Here is a 16,069-nt window from a genome sequence, read left to right on the forward strand (position 1 = left end):
AGGTTTAGATTTTCGTCTCTCCTCTTATTATTGATGAATCATTTCTTAAATTTTAGTTTTCGTATTTTGAAAAGAGTAGAAGGGAACAATACAGCTATTTAGTTTACTGCGATGAATCCACTCTTTTTTGATGCAGAAATTATTTCGACAGCTTGTTCGTTTGATTGCATCTAAGTGATATAAGAATGGTTAACCGGATTAATCTACAGGATCACGATAAGGTAAAATAGAGATATTCCCGCTTTGCCCGGCTTGCCCAGCGCTACCACTTTTTCCAGCACTGCCACTTGTTCCCGGCGAACCCGGCTTGCCATCACTTTTCTTAGACCCGCCTTTTCCAGCAGCGCCGCCATTTCCACCTTGTCCACCACTTTCTGGGGAAACGTCATGTATACCTGTAAGAATATATTCCACTCCTTCATCTATATAGATAACTATACTTGCTCCGTTTCCACTTTTTCCACCATTTCCGCCATTTCCACCTTTTGCTCCGTTTCCACCGTTTCCGCCATCCGTGCAGCTCTTTGAGTCTTCGCCGTCTCCGCCGTCTCCGCCACTGCCACCATTTCCACCATTTCCGCCATTCCCACCATAGCTGCCAAAAGGAGTATCTCCTGTAAGTTTTTTGATATAAAACGTACATTCAGATGAGTTGCCACCCTCTGTTCCGGGAGAGCCATCTGCACCCTCAGTCCCATTTCCACCCAATTTTTTATTAATATCGGAACCACCGTTTCCGCCGTTTGCTCCAGCTGCGCCATTGCCGCCATTCCCGCCATTTCCGCCATGTGTCCCAATGACGACAATTCCATTATTCAAGGAAGTATGCTCCAATTGAGTCATCTGTTCAGTTTGAAAGTGGACATGTGTGTGTGCACAAACGAGACTAGCGTTCTTTTCTAATGTCACCGACTTAAAAGAAAGGGAGACAGTATCGCCAGAATCAATCACAAAACTAGTGTTTTCTTTGATTGTGAGATTTTGCTCCTTGCTGCCATAATGCTGGAGAGTCATAGGGAAGATAAAGCGATTCAACATTTCCTCGTACACCTGAGCATCATTAGAATTACCATATACATAAGCTTTTAGAACAGTACATAGATTTTGACTTGTACGGTTTTCTTTTAAATTGATATCTGGTAATACTTTGAAGCGTTCATCTTCGGTTGTTAACTCATTTTCAAATAGAAAATCTGGCGTTCCAGTCAATAGTTTGAGAGTCTGAACATCAGGACATTTGATTTGCTGATACGCTATACCAATTTTTTTTGCACTATCAGGAGTTAAAGTAAAAATATCAGAAGTACTCACAATATGATCGGATGGTAGAGTATTATCGGGAGTAGTTCTTGTCAAATTTTTTTTTAAGAATTTAGTTCTGAACTGATTGATTTTTTTAAACTCTTTTTCTAAAACGGGGCTAACGTTATTTTTTAAGTTATTTAACATGGTTACTCTCCTTTAATTTTAATTAAGACTGGCCAGTCTTTTACAAACAGATAATAGCATAATATAATGATGTTTTAAAATCATAAGAATTGTTATTTAATATTGAGCATGTCCAAACGAATAAGTAGACTTGCACAAATAGAGACGTGTGCCAAAGAAAAGACAGCGCGTATTCACAGGATTTAAGGAAAGATCTTTTCTTGAAAGGGAACAAAAGTTCGTGTATAATAATAGTGGGGTGAGTCTGATGGAATTACAGTTTCCTTTACATAATGATACGTCTAGAAAAATCATTCATATCGATATGGATGCTTTTTTCGCGTCCGTTGAAGAACGAGATCACCCTGAACTTCGTGGAAAACCCTTAGTGATCGCCAGACATCCCAGTGATACTGGCGGGCGTGGGGTAGTGACGACGGCTAACTATGAAGCACGTAAGTTCGGCATCCATTCAGCAATGAGTGCCCAAAAAGCCTATGAACTTTGTCCAGAAGCGATTTTCAAACCGGGAGACCACCAAAAATATAGTGCGATATCAAAAGAAGTCAGGGAGATTTTTTATCGCTATACAGACTTAGTCGAACCAGTTAGTATTGATGAAGCTTATTTAGATGTCACGAATAATAAAATCAATTGTAAATCAGCGATTAAGATCGCCCGAATGATCCAACTTGATATTTGGCAAACGGTGCATCTGACTTGTTCGGCTGGTGTCAGCTATAATAAATTTTTAGCGAAACTTGCATCAGATTTTCAAAAACCTAAAGGAATGACGGTCGTCACCCCCGAAGAAGCTGTCGATTTCTTAAAAGCATTACCAATCGAAAAATTTCATGGTGTCGGCAAGAAAACTGTTCCTAAAATGCATGAATTAGGTATTTTTACAGGAGAAGATCTGTATCAATGTACTGAAATGATGTTGATCCAACAGTTTGGTAAAATGGGGTATTCGTTGTATCGAAAAGTACGAGGTATCCATGATTCGCCGGTCAATGTTACCCGAGAGCGTAAGTCAGTTGGGAAAGAGCATACGTATGGACAACCACTAAGAACAGAAGAAGAAGTTCTTGGTCAGTTACGTCAGCTGGCTGAGAAAGTGGAAGATTCTCTCCGGCGTGTTCAGAAACATGGAAAAACAGTTGTCTTGAAGGTCCGTTATACCGATTATTCTACAGTAACGAAGCGAGTAACATTACCAGAATATGTCTATAAAAAAGAAGCGCTGTTTTATCAAGCCAGTCTGATATGGGAAGAGATTTTAGGGATAGAGAAGGGGATTCGTTTATTAGGTATCACACTGACGAATTTAGATCCGATGACTTATGAGAATATTGTGTTACCTTTGTGGGAAACGCAAGCGATAGAACCAGAAATAGAATAAAGAATGCTCCATCTTAGACTTTGAGACAAAAGCGGAATCCACTTCTGTCTTGGTCTTTTAGATGGAGCATTCTTTATTGTGTTCAATCAAAACTGAGTATAGTTAAATCAGTTCTTGTTTTTTTATTTGTTCATATGTTTGTGTAGCATCTGTACATTTTTCCCAGATGACGACTTGTTTTTCAGCAAGCGATCGTTGCACGTCAATGATACGCTGATTGCTGCTTCCACGAAATTGTAATTTGAAATCTCTTTTTGACCATTCAAAACGGCCATCAACAAGAATATCGATTTTCGAGAGCAGTTCTAATTTATCTTCCGAATCTTGTAATAATTCATCGAAGGTATAACCGGTCCAAGACCAGATGTCTTTGCTGTGACCAAATTCTTGCCGGATTCGATCAACTACACGTAGGCAAACATTCGTATTCAAAAAAGGTTCACCACCTAAGAGTGTCAATCCTTGGACGTAATCGTTACGTAGATCAGCCATGATCTGTTCTTCCAGTTCTGGAGTGAATGGTTTGCCGTAACGGAAATTCTGAGCGGCTTTGTTAAAACAACCTTCACAGGCAAATAAACAACCACTTACATATAAGCTATTACGAACACCTTCGCCATCCACAAAGTTGAACGGTTTATAATCGGCGATATAGTCATGACTATAATCTTGAGCCAGCCATTCTTTAGGTTTAGGATTTCTCATAGTAAAACTTCTTTCATTATAAAATGGTATCCGTTATAAAAAATTCTTGACGGTCGTAGGAGACATAAGAAAATCGCCAGAGGAAGGGATGCTATCTCTCGTATGACTTGGAGCTGAACGACTTTCTCACAACCTTATTTACGGTGTTCGAAAAGCTGACCTTCAACATTAAGCTGAAAAATCAAAAAATATGAGAAGCTATTTTCTGATTTTCCATCTTACTGCTCAGGTCAGGGCGCTTTTCTTACAACCATATCTACGGTGTTCAAGAAGCAACACTTCGGTAATAAGTCAAAAAAATCTAAAATGAAAGAACCATTTTTGATTTTTCTGTCTTATTACTCAGTGCTAAACGCTTCTTTCACAACCTTATCCACGGTGTTCGAAAGCCAACTCCTACGATAATAAGTCAAAAGATGAAAAAATATAGAAAACTATTTTTCCATCTTCTGCCTTATTACTTGGAGCTGAACGGCTTTCTCACAACCTTACTTCATATGTTTCACGCGTGATGAAATTTCTTTGTGTCTGCCGTGGACCATTGGGCGGGCTTGTGGGTTTCCTAGGTAGCCGCATGTTCGTTTGACTACGTCACATGATTTTGGATCGTGATTGCCGCATTCTGGGCATTCAAAGCCACGTTCAGTTGGTTGGAAATCTCCTTCAAAACCACATTGGTAGCAATGATCGATCGGTGTATTGGTTCCTAAATAGCCTACTTTGTCATAGGCAAAGTCCCAAACAGCTTCTAATGCTTTAGGGTTTTGTTGCAAGACTGGATATTCACAGTAATGGATAAAGCCACCAGAACAGTATTTTGGATAGTCTTTTTCAAATTCAAGCTTTTCAAATGGCGTTGGATTTTTACGCACATCATAGTGGAAACTGTTAGTGTAATATTCCTTATCTGTGATATTTTCAACGATACCGAATTTCTCTGTATCTAAACGGCAAAAACGATCCGTCAAGCTTTCACTTGGTGTGGAATATACGCTGAAGTGATAGCCATATTCATTTCCCCAAGCGTCTGCATTGGCTTTTAGTTTTTTCACGATATCTAGAGTGAAGTCTTTGGCTTCAGCATTATTTTCCCATTCACCGCCAAAGAAAGAAGCAGCGACTTCATAAAGTCCGATGTAGCCTAATGAAACAGTTGCTCGACGATTTTTAAATAATTCATCTACGGCGTCTGTACGAGATAGTCGTTTACCGAATGCACCATACATGTAAAGGATCGGTGCATTTGCTGGAATCGCTTCTTTACAACGTTCGACACGATAAACTAAGGCATCTTTCATAATCGACAAGCGATCTGAAAGTAATTGCCAGAATTTTTCTTGGTCACCGTCTGCTTCTAAGGCGATCCGCGGCAAGTTCAACGTAACCACACCTAGATTCATTCTTCCGACATTCACTTCTTCACCGTTCTCGTCTTTCCAACCTTGTAAGAAGGAGCGACAGCCCATTGGTACTTTGAAGCTTCCTGTCAATTCAACGATCTTGTCATAATTTAGAATATCTGGGTACATTCTTTTTGTGGCACATTCTAAGGCTAATTGTTTGATATCATAGTTTGGATCAGTTGGTTTCAGATTGATTCCGTCTTTTAGTGTAAATATCAATTTGGGGAAGATCGCTGTCCGTTTCTCACTGCCTAATCCATTGATTCGGATTTGTAAAATCGCTTTTTGGATTTCTCGTTCAAACCAATTTTTACCTAGACCGAAGCCGAGTGAAGTAAAAGGCGTTTGTCCGTTGGAAGTGAAAAGTGTATTGATCTCATATTCCAAACTTTGCATGGCATCAAAAATATCTTTTTTGGTTTTTGCTTTTGCATAGGCTTCTTGCCGTTCGGGTGTGTCGATCCATTCTTTGGCATCAATTAAATGTTTTTTGTAATTTAATTGTGCAAAAGGAGCAAGCAATTCATCTGTGCGATCGGCAGAACATCCGCCATATTGGCTAGATGCAACATTGGCAATGATCTGTGAGATCTGTGCCGTTGCTGTTTGGATCGATTTTGGTGATTCGACTTCTGCATTTCCAATTTTAAACCCGTTGTTCAACATACCTTTGAAGTCGATCAAACAGCAATTTGTCATTGGTGTATACGGATGGTAATCGAGATCATGATAATGGATATCGCCTTTTTGATGGGCGTTGGCAATATGCGGTGGAAGTAATTTCAATCCGATCGATTTCCCAACGATGCCAGCAGTCAAGTCACGCTGCGTATTGAATACATTACTATCTTTGTTCGCATTTTCATTGACAACACTTTGGTCTTTATTGATCAGTTTCTCGATCGAAAAGTTGATGTCAGTTGCTTTACTACGAGCAAAATCACGTTTTGTTCGATAATGGATATATTCTTCTGCTAAGGCATATTCGTTTTTTTCTAACAAAATATGTTCAACGATGTTTTGGATCTCATAGATTTTTACGTTATTTGCGAAGCGATCTTTGATTTCTTTGATCACAAGTTCTGCGATTGATTGGATCTTTTCGTACGTAATAGGAGATAAGGAACCGTGAATTTTCTTTTCTGCTTTGATCAGTGCGGCATTTATTTTCTGTTCATCAAATGGTACCTCGCGTCCATCGCGTTTGATGACAGTCATTTTTTTGGTTTCAGGCTGTTTTTCTAGCACAGCCATTTCTTGATCTGTTCGTTTCATTTTCTTCAGCTCCTACAAAAAATAGTTCTTGTCTATCATAAAACAAATTGAAGAAAGGAGCAACTAATTATCTGCTACATATAGTGTTTTGTCGCTGTATAATTGAATGAGTATACTATATATGGTGTATATTATCTTGTGAAAAAAAGTGAAAACGTGCAGTATCAGCTTTTGAAAAATACGAATTATTTTTTTTTGAATAAAAAAATTGAATAAAAAAATTTCCAGGATAATTTTCGTGAGTGATCAGGTGACAAAATCAAAAGGGAAAAAAAGGAAAGGATGTGCTACTATTCAATTAAGGATAAAGGTGGAGGACTAGCATGAGTAAAATAATCGAAGTAAAACATTTAAGTAAAAGTTATGGAAGTAGTAAATCACCGGTCAAAGTATTAGACAATGTTTCTTTTTCAGTTGAAGAAGGAGAGTTTATTGGGATCATGGGGCCGAGTGGAGCGGGAAAGACTACTCTGATGAATATCTTATCAACGATCAATCTACCGACGATGGGTAGTGTGATGATCCAAGGAAATGAAATCACAAAAATGAAAAAACATGAATTGAGTGATTTCAGACGAAAAAAAATTGGCTTTATCTTTCAAACGTTCAATCTTATTGATACATTGAATGGTAAAGATAATATTTTACTTCCTTTGGCTGTTGAAAATATGGCGAAAGATGAAATGGACCGAAGAGTTTTACATGTTGCCCAGCTTTTGGGGATCGAAGAATTACTAAAACGTTATCCTGATGAAATGTCAGTTGGACAAAGACAACGCATTGCGGCAGCTAGAGCTTTAGTAGTAGAACCAGAGGTGATTTTCGCAGACGAACCAACCGGATCATTGGATTCAAAATCAGCAACAGAATTGTTGAATTATTTAAAAACAGTGAACGAAGTTGAAAAATCAACGATCTTATTAGTGACACATGATCCTTATACAGCTAGTTATTGCAACCGTATTTTATTTATCAAAGATGGGGTGATTTTTTCAGAAGTGATCCGCCGTGGGACGAGAAAAGAATTCTTTGAAAAAGTCATCGATATGCAGGCGACGATTGGAGGAGGCGGTAAAATCAATGCTTTATAAATTAGCCGCAAAAAGTTTTTTAAAACAATCAAGGGGCTACCTTGTCTATTTCTTCAGTTTGACCTTATCGACGATGATCTATTACTCATTTAGCGCGATGACCTATGACCAATCACTGATTCGAAGGGCAAGTCAAGATGTTTCGATAGATAATATTTTAAAGCTTGGTAGTTGGATCATTACTGTTGTCTTACTCTTTTTCGTACTCAGTGCTAATCGCTTTTTTCTCAATCGGAGACAAAAAGAGATTGGGATCTATCAATTATTCGGAATCAGCAAATTCCAGATTTCATCAATCTATGTGTTGGAAACGATGACCATTGGTTTTTTTGCTTGTATGTTAGGGATTTTATTGGGAAGTATTTTCTCAAAATTGTTTCAAATGATTTTAGTACGAATGATGAAGATGGACATTACTAGTCGTTTTTTTATTTCTATCCCGTCCATTTTTGAAACCGTTGTGGTATTTTTTGTTATTCTTTCGGCAGTTTCTCTTTATTCACTATGGAAGATTTGGAGTTATCCCATGAATCGTAGTTTTGGGGAAAGAGAACAAGTGGAAAGTTCAATGTTGCGTATTCGCACAAGGCATCGTTTATTGGGCGTGATTGGAGTATTGATGATTTCTAGCAGCTATTTCGCTGCATTGAACTTCAGAGAAACAATTAGCCAGCTATTTGAAAAAAAAGTCAATCTAGGATTGATGATTGCTTTTCCCTTTTCAATATTGTTTGTCTGCATATTAGGGACCTACCTGTTCTTTCGTTATTCTTTTCGATTACTGCTCCATTTGTTGAGTGAATCGAGATTTAAGTACCGGGGAACCAATTTTTTGTTGATTGGGAATACACAAATCCATCTGTTAAAAGGCTGGCGAATGAATTCGTTGATCACATTAGTTATTGGCCTATCTTTGGCAATGATCGGCGGAATGATTGGAATCTCGACGCTCATTGCTCATCGTGAGGAAATTGATGCGCCTGTTTCTTATCAATTAGATACTCAAACGGCAGATAAACTGCGACCAATCTTAACAGAAGAGAATCAGAAAATCAGCGACGAATTAGTCTTTCATTACAAAGTAGTAGGGAGCTATTATAACCTGAGTATCGGTTCGGTATCTGGTGGCAATGAAATCAAGCCAGTCAATTTGATTTCAGAAAAAGAATACCGCGCCTTTCGCAAAATCAAACCTAGTCTGCCAAACATCAAACTTACAGAGAAAGACCATGCAATTATGTTAGATTCAGTAGAAACGATGTTTCGTAATTTTTCCAGTTATGGGAAAAAGATCTATCTGCCGGATAAACAAGAACTTTTGATCCAACAGGTTCTTCCTGGATTTTTAGGAGATGAGGGCATGACCTATTATGGACCGACATTGGTCGTTGCTCAAGAAGTCTTTGACCGTGTCACTGGATTAGAATATCAGATCATCAATTGGAATGTGACTGGCGGTAATCAAGAAAAAATGACCGAACGATTAAATAAAGAAATAGCTACTAATTGGACACACACGATTTATTATAGTTATGAGATTACTGACCAAGGAATAGTTGGGACGATCCATACAGATGCTTCTAAAGAAGAGGAAAACGAATATTCAGAAAATAAATTGACAGGACAAACATCACGTTTGAATTATAATGCGCGCTATCCTAGGTTGCGTGCCATCGACCGCCAAATTGGGATTAATATCTTTGTTGCCCTTTTTGTTGGAATGATCGTGATCATCGCAACCGGTAGTATCTTGATGGTGCGACAATTATCCGAAGCTGAAATTGAACGAACCAATTATCAATTGCTGACAAAATTAGGGATTGCTCAACGCAAAACAAATCGGATGATCTATAAACAAAATGCGTTGATGTTTTTTCCACCGATGATTTTGGGCATCACTCATGCAGTATTTGCCATCAATGTGTTTTCTCAATATGTAGAAGGGGCAGACTATTGGTTGGCATACTTTGTCTGTGGCTTATTGATCGTCATTTACCTACTCTTTTACTTTATGACTAGTCGTTTATATTGTCGGATCATTGAGGAATAAGAAAAATAGAGCAAAAAGGGGATCTTATTCTAGCTGAACGAAGGACAGAATCGAGTTGTACGAATTTATTTTCGTACGGCTCTTTTTTTGTTCTCTTTAGTTAGTGACAAAACTGTTAGCTGTAAAGCGCATTCTGTTAGTAAAACAAATGTTTTTTTGTGGATAGAATGAGTAGAATTTGACTAAGGATCTAAATAGGAGGAAAAAGAGATGAAACAATGGTGGCAGCAACCACAGGTTCGATATTGGCGAACTTTTATGCTTCGAACCCTTGTTTATTCGACGATACTATTATTACTCATTTATTTGTATCATTACAAAAATATTCAAGGTGGAACATTTATATATAACGAATTCTAGGAGGGAAACGATGAAGAAAAAAGGAATCGTGGCTGCGATCGATTTTTGGGGAATAGCAGACCCAGATAGAATCGCATATCAGACAGCAGAGGAGCAACACACATATCAAGAACTGAAGCACTCCTCAGATGCATTAGGCTATTACTTAGAGAAGCGTTTGACTACGAAGGGGCCAATCGTCGTGTTCGGCAATCTAGAGTTTGAGATGGTGGTATCATTCTTGGGCGTAGTGAAAGCAGGACATGCGTATCTACCGATTGATGCCCAAACACCGAAGGAACGGATCGAAGCGATTTTACGTGTCGCACAGCCTAGTATGATCATTAGTTTAAGTGACTGGGAGATTGAGACAGATATACCAATCATCCAAAAAGATTGTTTACGCTCGATCATCGCCTCAATAGTTGGTTATCCATTTGAGCATGCAGTGAAAGGTGATGAAAATTTTTATCTTATTTTTACTTCGGGCACCACAGGAGAACCCAAAGGCGTGCAAATCAGTCATGATAACTTGGTGAGCTTTGTCGATTGGGTCTTGCGCGACTTTCCAATCAAAGAGGGACAAGCTTTTTTAGCACAAGCACCTTTTTCTTTTGATTTATCTGTGTTCACTTTGTATCCAGCATTAGTTTCTGGTGGGATCATCAAGCCTTTATTCAAGGAAAACGTCCAAGATTTTCAAAAATTATTTGCTATTTTACCACAATTAAAACTGGATATCTGGGTATCGACTCCTTCGTTTGTCGATATTTGCTTGATGGACGCATCATTTGACGAGGGGCATTTACCAGAGCTGACTACGTTCATTTTCTGTGGCGAGGAATTGACGAAGAAAACGGCGCAAGCGTTACTCGAACGGTTTCCTTCAGCAAAAATTTTCAATACGTATGGGCCGACAGAAGCGACAGTAGCCATTTCTAGTATATTGATCACAAGAGAAGTATTGGCTACGTATGAACGATTACCAATTGGCTATGTCAAGTCCGATACGACCGTATCCATTTTGAAAAATGGCGAAAGTGATCGTGGCGAGATTTTGATTACTGGTCCTAGCGTGTCAAAAGGCTATTTGAACAATCCTGAAAAAACGAAGGAAGTGTTCTTTCAAGTAACTGGGCATCAAAACTATCGAACAGGAGATGCAGGATATTTAGCAGAGGACGGTTTGCTTTTTATTGAAGGAAGAATCGATCAACAGGTGAAATTACATGGCTACCGCATTGAATTAGGTGATATTGAACATGCGTTGCTTAAAGATGAACGAATCAATCAAGCAATCGTTGTTCCCAAATATCAAGGGTCGAAAGTCCAACAATTAGTGGCGTTTGTTGTACTGAACCAAGCGATTCCGGATACTAACTATCAGTTGATACGTTCGATCAAACAAAGGTTGACCGATTTTCTAATGGACTATATGATCCCACAAAAAGTGGCGTTTATTGACCAATTGCCACAAACGAACAATGGGAAAATTGATCGAAAAGCATTGACAGCTGAGGTGAATAGGTGATGAGTCTCCCACATATGATTCCTTATGCGGAGCCGTATTATTTTCTATTACTGAGTTTCGCGTTAGCGCCAATCATTTTTTCTCTACTATTTTTCCAGAAACGTTTAGGAACTTATCAAGTTCTTGTAACTTTCTTTTTCTTGTTCATCAGTTTTGGAGGAACGTATTGGCAACAAGGGCTTGCTTTGATTGGCTATGTGGTCTGGCAAAGTATACTTGTTTGGTGTTATTTCACTTATCGAAAAAAAAGAAATCAGAGTGTATGGTTTTATCTAGCGGTAGTTCTAGCAATTCTACCTTTAGCGATTACGAAAGTCACACCATTTCTAACATCTGGTAAGGGATCACTGCTTAGTTTTCTGGGTATTTCCTATTTAACATTCAAATCGGTACAAATGATCATGGAAATGAGAGACGGTATGATCAAAACCTATCATCCTTACCGTTATATTCAGTTCTTGTTGTTTTTTCCAACCATTTCTTCAGGACCAATCGATCGTTATCGAAGATTTGAAAAAGATCAGCTCCAACCACCAACAAAGGAACAATATCTGGAAATGTTGGAAAAAGGGGTCCATCATTTGTTTATGGGTTTTTTATACAAATTCATCATCGGTCATTATCTCGGACAGGTACTGTTACCCATCGTATCAAAAGGTGCCTTGGCTCATGGCGGAATCTCATGGTGGCTATTGGGTTACATGTATGTCTATAGTTTGTATCTCTTTTTCGATTTTGCTGGCTATAGTTTGTTTGCAGTTGGTACGAGTTATTTGATGGGCTATGATACCCCGATCAATTTCAACAAACCATTTTTAGCTTGGAACATCAAAGAGTTCTGGAATCGTTGGCATATGTCTTTGTCCTTCTGGTTCAGAGATTACGTGTATATGCGGTTGATGTTCTTCTTGATGAAGAAAAAATTGTTCAAGAGTAAGATCGTGACGTCAAATATCGGATACTTTGCATTGTTTCTATTGATGGGTGTCTGGCACGGTTTGACATGGTACTACATTTTGTATGGTATCTATCATGCAACGCTGATTTGTGTGACAGATGCATGGATTCGCTATAAGAAAAAACGGAAGAAAAAACTTCCTTCCAATCGCTTGACCCACGCATTTTCTGTTTTCATGACGTTTCAAGCAGTATGTGCTAGCTTATTGATTTTTTCAGGATTTTTAGATCAACTATTTTTTAAATAAATGACGAGTTTAAAGGAGAGAATAGATATGGAAGAACAAGTTTTAACGATTTTAGCAGAGATTACAGGTACAGATGAAGTGAAAGAAAATAAAGAAATCGATTTGTTTGGTGAAGGTTTATTGGATTCACTAGGGTCTGTTCAATTATTAGTTGAGCTGGATGGACAGCTTGATGTACAAGTTCCTGTATCAGAATTTGATCGGGAAGAATGGGCAACACCAAACAAAATCATTGATCAAGTCAACGAATTGAAGGGATAATGATGAAGAAAAAGCTGTTTGCGATTTTTGGTCCAGTGATACTTGCGTTTATACTGATTGCGATTTTTTTCACTTCATCTTATCGCGTGAATGTAGCTGACCCAGAAATCATTCATAGAGCAGCCAGTTCGATGTCAGACAACGTCTTACGAGGGGATGTAATCAAAAATACAGCTTTTGCTGAAAAACAGTATGTGCCTTTTCTTGGTTCGAGTGAATTGAGTAGGATCAGTCCTTTTCATCCTTCTGTTTTAGCCCAGAAATATCAACGGAGCTACGAACCATTTTTATTAGGTGCCCCTGGGACTCAATCGCTGAGCCAGTTCATGATGATGCGCTCAGCTAGTAAGGATCTCAGAAATAAAAAAGTAGTGGTCATCGTGTCTCCTCAGTGGTTCGTAAAAGACGGGGTGAAGGAAGACTATTTCAGTACCCACTATTCAGAGTTACAGACATTGGATTGGCTGTTTTCAATAAAAAAAGTGACCGCTTCAGATCGCTATTTCGCGCGACGTTTATTAAGTTTTTCAATCGTTTCGAAAGATGAGGACATTACGCGGATTTTAAGTACAGTACAAAAAGGAATCAAACCCAATGATAAAGAATTAGCGGGCTTGGAAGATAAATGGAACATCTTGAAGCGTGAGGATGAATTATTTAGTGGGATTGGTTTGACGGATAAACAAAAACAGATCGATCAAGCGACTAAACCATTACCGACTAGCTATGAAAAAGAACAACTAAATAAGCTCGCTACGCAGATTGGTGCTAGTAAAACTAAGAATAATCCTTTTGCGCTAAAAGATGATTTTTATAATACCCGAATCAAACACCATTTAGCTGAGTTGAAAGACTCACAGAAAGACTGGGATTATCGTTTCTCAAAGGAATATTCTGATTTTCAATTATTATTGCAGCAACTAGCAAATGAACATACTGAAGCATTATTCATTCTTCCGCCAGTGAATGAAAAGTGGAGTGATTATACCGGTTTGTCTCAAGAAATGTTGCAAGGATTTGCTAAAAAAATCAAGTATCAATTAAAGAAACAAGGATTTCAACACATCGCAGATCTAACCAAAATGGCTAGTGTTCCCTACTTTATGGAAGATACGATCCATCTTGGGTGGCAAGGCTGGTTGACTGCAGATCAGTATATCCAACCTTTCCTAGAAGAGAAACAACCTGTGTCTCATTATCAGATGGATGATGCTTTCTATAGTAAGGATTGGCAATTTCAAACCCCAGATACACTACCAGAAAAATAAACGATGCATTGGAACCAAAAGAAAAGACGAATGAAGAAATTCGAGGAATGACCTGTAACGTCCCAATAGAGAGGATGTTATGGGTTATTTTTTAGATGTTAGCAGATTCAAAAGAAGACTGGTGTTATAATATGACTGCATAAATCAAACAAATATGCTGCCCAAAAATCAGTGAACAATGATATAATTCTACTATTAAGTATGGAAAAGAGGGAAAGCGTTTGAATAAAAATGAAGAACAATTATTGATTGATTTAACAACTGCGCGTGGCGTACCAGGAAATGAAGAAGAGGTACGAAAAGTCTATAAAAAATATGCAGAGCAGTTCACAGATGATATTTTTTACGATGGTTTAGGTAGTATCATCGCAAAACATGATTCTGGCAAGGGCCCTAAAGTATTTATCTCCGGACATATGGATGAAGTTGGTTTTATGGTTACAAAGATCACAGATAAAGGATTTATTGAATTTCAAACACTTGGTGGTTGGTGGGGCCAAGTCATGTTGGCACAACAAGTAGAAATCAAGACCCAAGAGGGAAAAATCATCCATGGCGTGATTGGTTCAAAACCACCACATGTCTTGACTGCTGAAGTTCGTAACAAACCTTATGATATCAAAGATATGTTTATTGACATCGGGGCGACAAGCAAAGAAGAAGCGACGGAATGGGGCATTCGTCCTGGTGATATGGTCACTCCTTATATTGGATATCGTCGAATGAATGATGGAAAATTCTTGTTAGCAAAAGCATGGGACAATCGTATTGGGACAGCTGTTTCTTTACGTGTACTTGAAAATCTAGCAAAAGAAGGACATCCGAATGTCTTATTTGCTGGAAGTGATGTACAAGAAGAAGTTGGTTTAAGAGGTGCGCGCACAAGTACTCATTTGGTCGACCCTGACATTGCGATCGCTTTAGATACAGGTACTGCTGGAGATACACCAGGGATGACACCGAAAGAGGCAGATTCAGTTTTAGGTAAAGGACCACAAATCTTGATTTTCGATGCTTCGATGATCCCACATAAAAAATTATTGAATTTTGTGATCCAAGTGGCAGAAGAAATGGCTATTCCATTCCAATATACTGTCATCACCGGTGGGGGAACAGATGCAGGCCAAATGCATGTGTCACGTAATGGTGTGCCATCTATTGCAATCACGGTACCCGTTCGTTATCTGCATTCACATACATCGATCATCCATGAAGAAGATTACTTCAACACAGTGAAGTTAGTTACTGAAGTAGTCAAACGTTTGGATAGTGAAAAAGTAGCAGAAATCAGGAGTTATGAGTAATGAAGAATGTTTCTGAATATCGAAAAAAAGCCCGGGCATCTTTAGAAGGACAGTGGGGGATCAATGCTTGGATCATTTTCCTTTCAGTCTTTATTGGGTTGATCATCCAGCAGCTTTTTGTAGGTATCTTCCCAACAGATAGCACACAGGCAAACATACTCAATTTTTTGCTCCAACACGTATTGATCTTTGCGTTTACTTATGGGGTCTATTATATCTCATTAGTTGTGGTCAGAGGTGGGCGAGCAAAATCCAATCTGTTGTTTGCTGTTTTTCAAAAAGAATATTTTGTACCGATTCTGCTTATCAATCTTTTAAATACCGTATTTAATTGGTTAATCAACGGTATTATACTTTTGCCTAGTTTTTTGATTGGCGGATTCAATACGTATATCAATCTACTTTTTAATGGAAATGCGTCACCGCAAGGGATGATGAATGATTTTACGATTGATCTGAGTTTTGCAGTCTTTACAACTTTACTATTCTTCGTGTCGCTATTTGTGATGACGATCGTTGCAGGATTATTCCAATTTGCTGCTTGGACAAAGTTTGACTATCCGAAACTGACAGTTATCCAAAGTTTGAAATATGCCTGGTTTTTATTGAAAGATCGTATTGGGACCTATCTTCTTCTACAACTTTCATTTATTGGTTGGTATATTCTCGGATTTATTGCGCTGTTCTTTGGTTTACTTTGGGTAATTGCTTATGTCAATGTGTCGATTGCACAATTTTACGAACAAGCTCGTATTGAAAAAGGCAGCCCAATGGAATACTTTCACTTCGAATAAGCAGTTTTTCTTA

13 protein-coding genes are annotated in these 16,069 nt (G+C 38.4%); 10 read left to right on the forward strand and 3 right to left on the reverse strand.

The features are described from left to right. Positions 1-198: 198 nt before the first annotated feature. Complete coding sequence (locus IGI79_RS03850) at positions 199-1,449, reverse strand: collagen-like triple helix repeat-containing protein (protein ID WP_438845718.1); 1,251 nt, start codon at positions 1,447-1,449, stop codon at positions 199-201. Positions 1,450-1,693: 244 nt separating this feature from the next. Between IGI79_RS03850 and dinB the strand changes: the two genes are divergently transcribed. After that, positions 1,694-2,830 carry a DNA polymerase IV gene (gene dinB, locus IGI79_RS03855; RefSeq protein ID WP_029594210.1) on the forward strand — a complete coding sequence of 379 codons (1,137 nt, stop codon included), beginning with the start codon at positions 1,694-1,696 and terminating at the stop codon, positions 2,828-2,830. A 102-nt stretch (positions 2,831-2,932) separates the two neighbouring features. Here dinB and nrdG read toward each other — a convergent pair whose 3' ends face one another. Together nrdG and nrdD are read right to left on the reverse strand one after the other, a co-directional pair. Further along, positions 2,933-3,535, reverse strand: a complete 603-nt coding sequence (gene nrdG, locus IGI79_RS03860) for an anaerobic ribonucleoside-triphosphate reductase activating protein (protein WP_019724134.1) — start codon at positions 3,533-3,535, stop codon at positions 2,933-2,935. A 488-nt stretch (positions 3,536-4,023) separates the two neighbouring features. After that, complete coding sequence (nrdD, locus tag IGI79_RS03865; protein WP_019723769.1) at positions 4,024-6,213, reverse strand: anaerobic ribonucleoside-triphosphate reductase; 2,190 nt, start codon at positions 6,211-6,213, stop codon at positions 4,024-4,026. Between the two features lie 323 nt (positions 6,214-6,536). Between nrdD and IGI79_RS03870 the strand changes: the two genes are divergently transcribed. From IGI79_RS03870 to IGI79_RS03910, 9 genes are all read left to right on the forward strand, one after another. Beyond that, on the forward strand, positions 6,537-7,304 hold the full coding sequence (locus IGI79_RS03870; protein WP_019723768.1) for an ABC transporter ATP-binding protein: 768 nt from the start codon (positions 6,537-6,539) through the stop codon (positions 7,302-7,304). Then, complete coding sequence (locus IGI79_RS03875) at positions 7,294-9,354, forward strand: ABC transporter permease (RefSeq protein ID WP_065096698.1); 2,061 nt, start codon at positions 7,294-7,296, stop codon at positions 9,352-9,354. The genes IGI79_RS03870 and IGI79_RS03875 overlap by 11 nt, the downstream gene beginning before the upstream one ends. A 210-nt stretch (positions 9,355-9,564) precedes the next feature. Further along, the gene (locus tag IGI79_RS03880) at positions 9,565-9,714 is read left to right on the forward strand and encodes a teichoic acid D-Ala incorporation-associated protein DltX (RefSeq protein WP_010736035.1); all 150 of its coding nucleotides are present in this window, start codon (positions 9,565-9,567) and stop codon (positions 9,712-9,714) included. 10 nt (positions 9,715-9,724) lie between these two features. Beyond that, on the forward strand, positions 9,725-11,224 hold the full coding sequence (dltA, locus tag IGI79_RS03885; RefSeq protein WP_065096696.1) for a D-alanine--poly(phosphoribitol) ligase subunit DltA: 1,500 nt from the start codon (positions 9,725-9,727) through the stop codon (positions 11,222-11,224). Continuing rightward, positions 11,224-12,429: a D-alanyl-lipoteichoic acid biosynthesis protein DltB gene (gene dltB / locus IGI79_RS03890; protein WP_065096695.1), complete on the forward strand. Its 1,206-nt coding sequence runs from the start codon at positions 11,224-11,226 to the stop codon at positions 12,427-12,429. Before dltA ends, dltB begins: the two co-directional genes overlap by 1 nt. A 27-nt stretch (positions 12,430-12,456) precedes the next feature. After that, entirely contained in the window at positions 12,457-12,690 is a 234-nt protein-coding gene (gene dltC / locus IGI79_RS03895) for a D-alanine--poly(phosphoribitol) ligase subunit DltC (RefSeq protein ID WP_010736032.1), read from the forward strand. Positions 12,691-12,692: 2 nt separating this feature from the next. Next, positions 12,693-13,958, forward strand: a complete 1,266-nt coding sequence (dltD, locus tag IGI79_RS03900; RefSeq protein ID WP_195273372.1) for a D-alanyl-lipoteichoic acid biosynthesis protein DltD — start codon at positions 12,693-12,695, stop codon at positions 13,956-13,958. 221 nt (positions 13,959-14,179) lie between these two features. Continuing rightward, positions 14,180-15,262 carry a M42 family metallopeptidase gene (locus IGI79_RS03905; RefSeq protein WP_065096693.1) on the forward strand — a complete coding sequence of 361 codons (1,083 nt, stop codon included), beginning with the start codon at positions 14,180-14,182 and terminating at the stop codon, positions 15,260-15,262. Next, on the forward strand, positions 15,262-16,056 hold the full coding sequence (locus IGI79_RS03910) for a DUF975 family protein (protein ID WP_065096692.1): 795 nt from the start codon (positions 15,262-15,264) through the stop codon (positions 16,054-16,056). The genes IGI79_RS03905 and IGI79_RS03910 overlap by 1 nt, the downstream gene beginning before the upstream one ends. Positions 16,057-16,069 lie beyond the last annotated feature (13 nt).

It is taken from the genome of Enterococcus sp. AZ084 (assembly GCF_051714905.1).
In the GTDB taxonomy this organism is placed as follows: Bacteria; Bacillota; Bacilli; order Lactobacillales; family Enterococcaceae; genus Enterococcus_B; species Enterococcus_B pernyi.

Coding starts and splice junctions, on each gene's coding strand:
- dltD (WP_195273372.1), top strand. CDS start 12,693: ATGAAGAAAAAGCTGTTTGCGATTTTTGGTCCAGTGATACTTGCGTTT.
- dltB (WP_065096695.1), top strand. CDS start 11,224: ATGAGTCTCCCACATATGATTCCTTATGCGGAGCCGTATTATTTTCTA.
- IGI79_RS03850 (WP_438845718.1), bottom strand. CDS start 1,449: ATGTTAAATAACTTAAAAAATAACGTTAGCCCCGTTTTAGAAAAAGAG.
- IGI79_RS03870 (WP_019723768.1), top strand. CDS start 6,537: ATGAGTAAAATAATCGAAGTAAAACATTTAAGTAAAAGTTATGGAAGT.
- IGI79_RS03875 (WP_065096698.1), top strand. CDS start 7,294: ATGCTTTATAAATTAGCCGCAAAAAGTTTTTTAAAACAATCAAGGGGC.
- IGI79_RS03910 (WP_065096692.1), top strand. CDS start 15,262: ATGAAGAATGTTTCTGAATATCGAAAAAAAGCCCGGGCATCTTTAGAA.
- nrdD (WP_019723769.1), bottom strand. CDS start 6,213: ATGAAACGAACAGATCAAGAAATGGCTGTGCTAGAAAAACAGCCTGAA.
- IGI79_RS03880 (WP_010736035.1), top strand. CDS start 9,565: ATGAAACAATGGTGGCAGCAACCACAGGTTCGATATTGGCGAACTTTT.
- dltC (WP_010736032.1), top strand. CDS start 12,457: ATGGAAGAACAAGTTTTAACGATTTTAGCAGAGATTACAGGTACAGAT.
- dltA (WP_065096696.1), top strand. CDS start 9,725: ATGAAGAAAAAAGGAATCGTGGCTGCGATCGATTTTTGGGGAATAGCA.
- nrdG (WP_019724134.1), bottom strand. CDS start 3,535: ATGAGAAATCCTAAACCTAAAGAATGGCTGGCTCAAGATTATAGTCAT.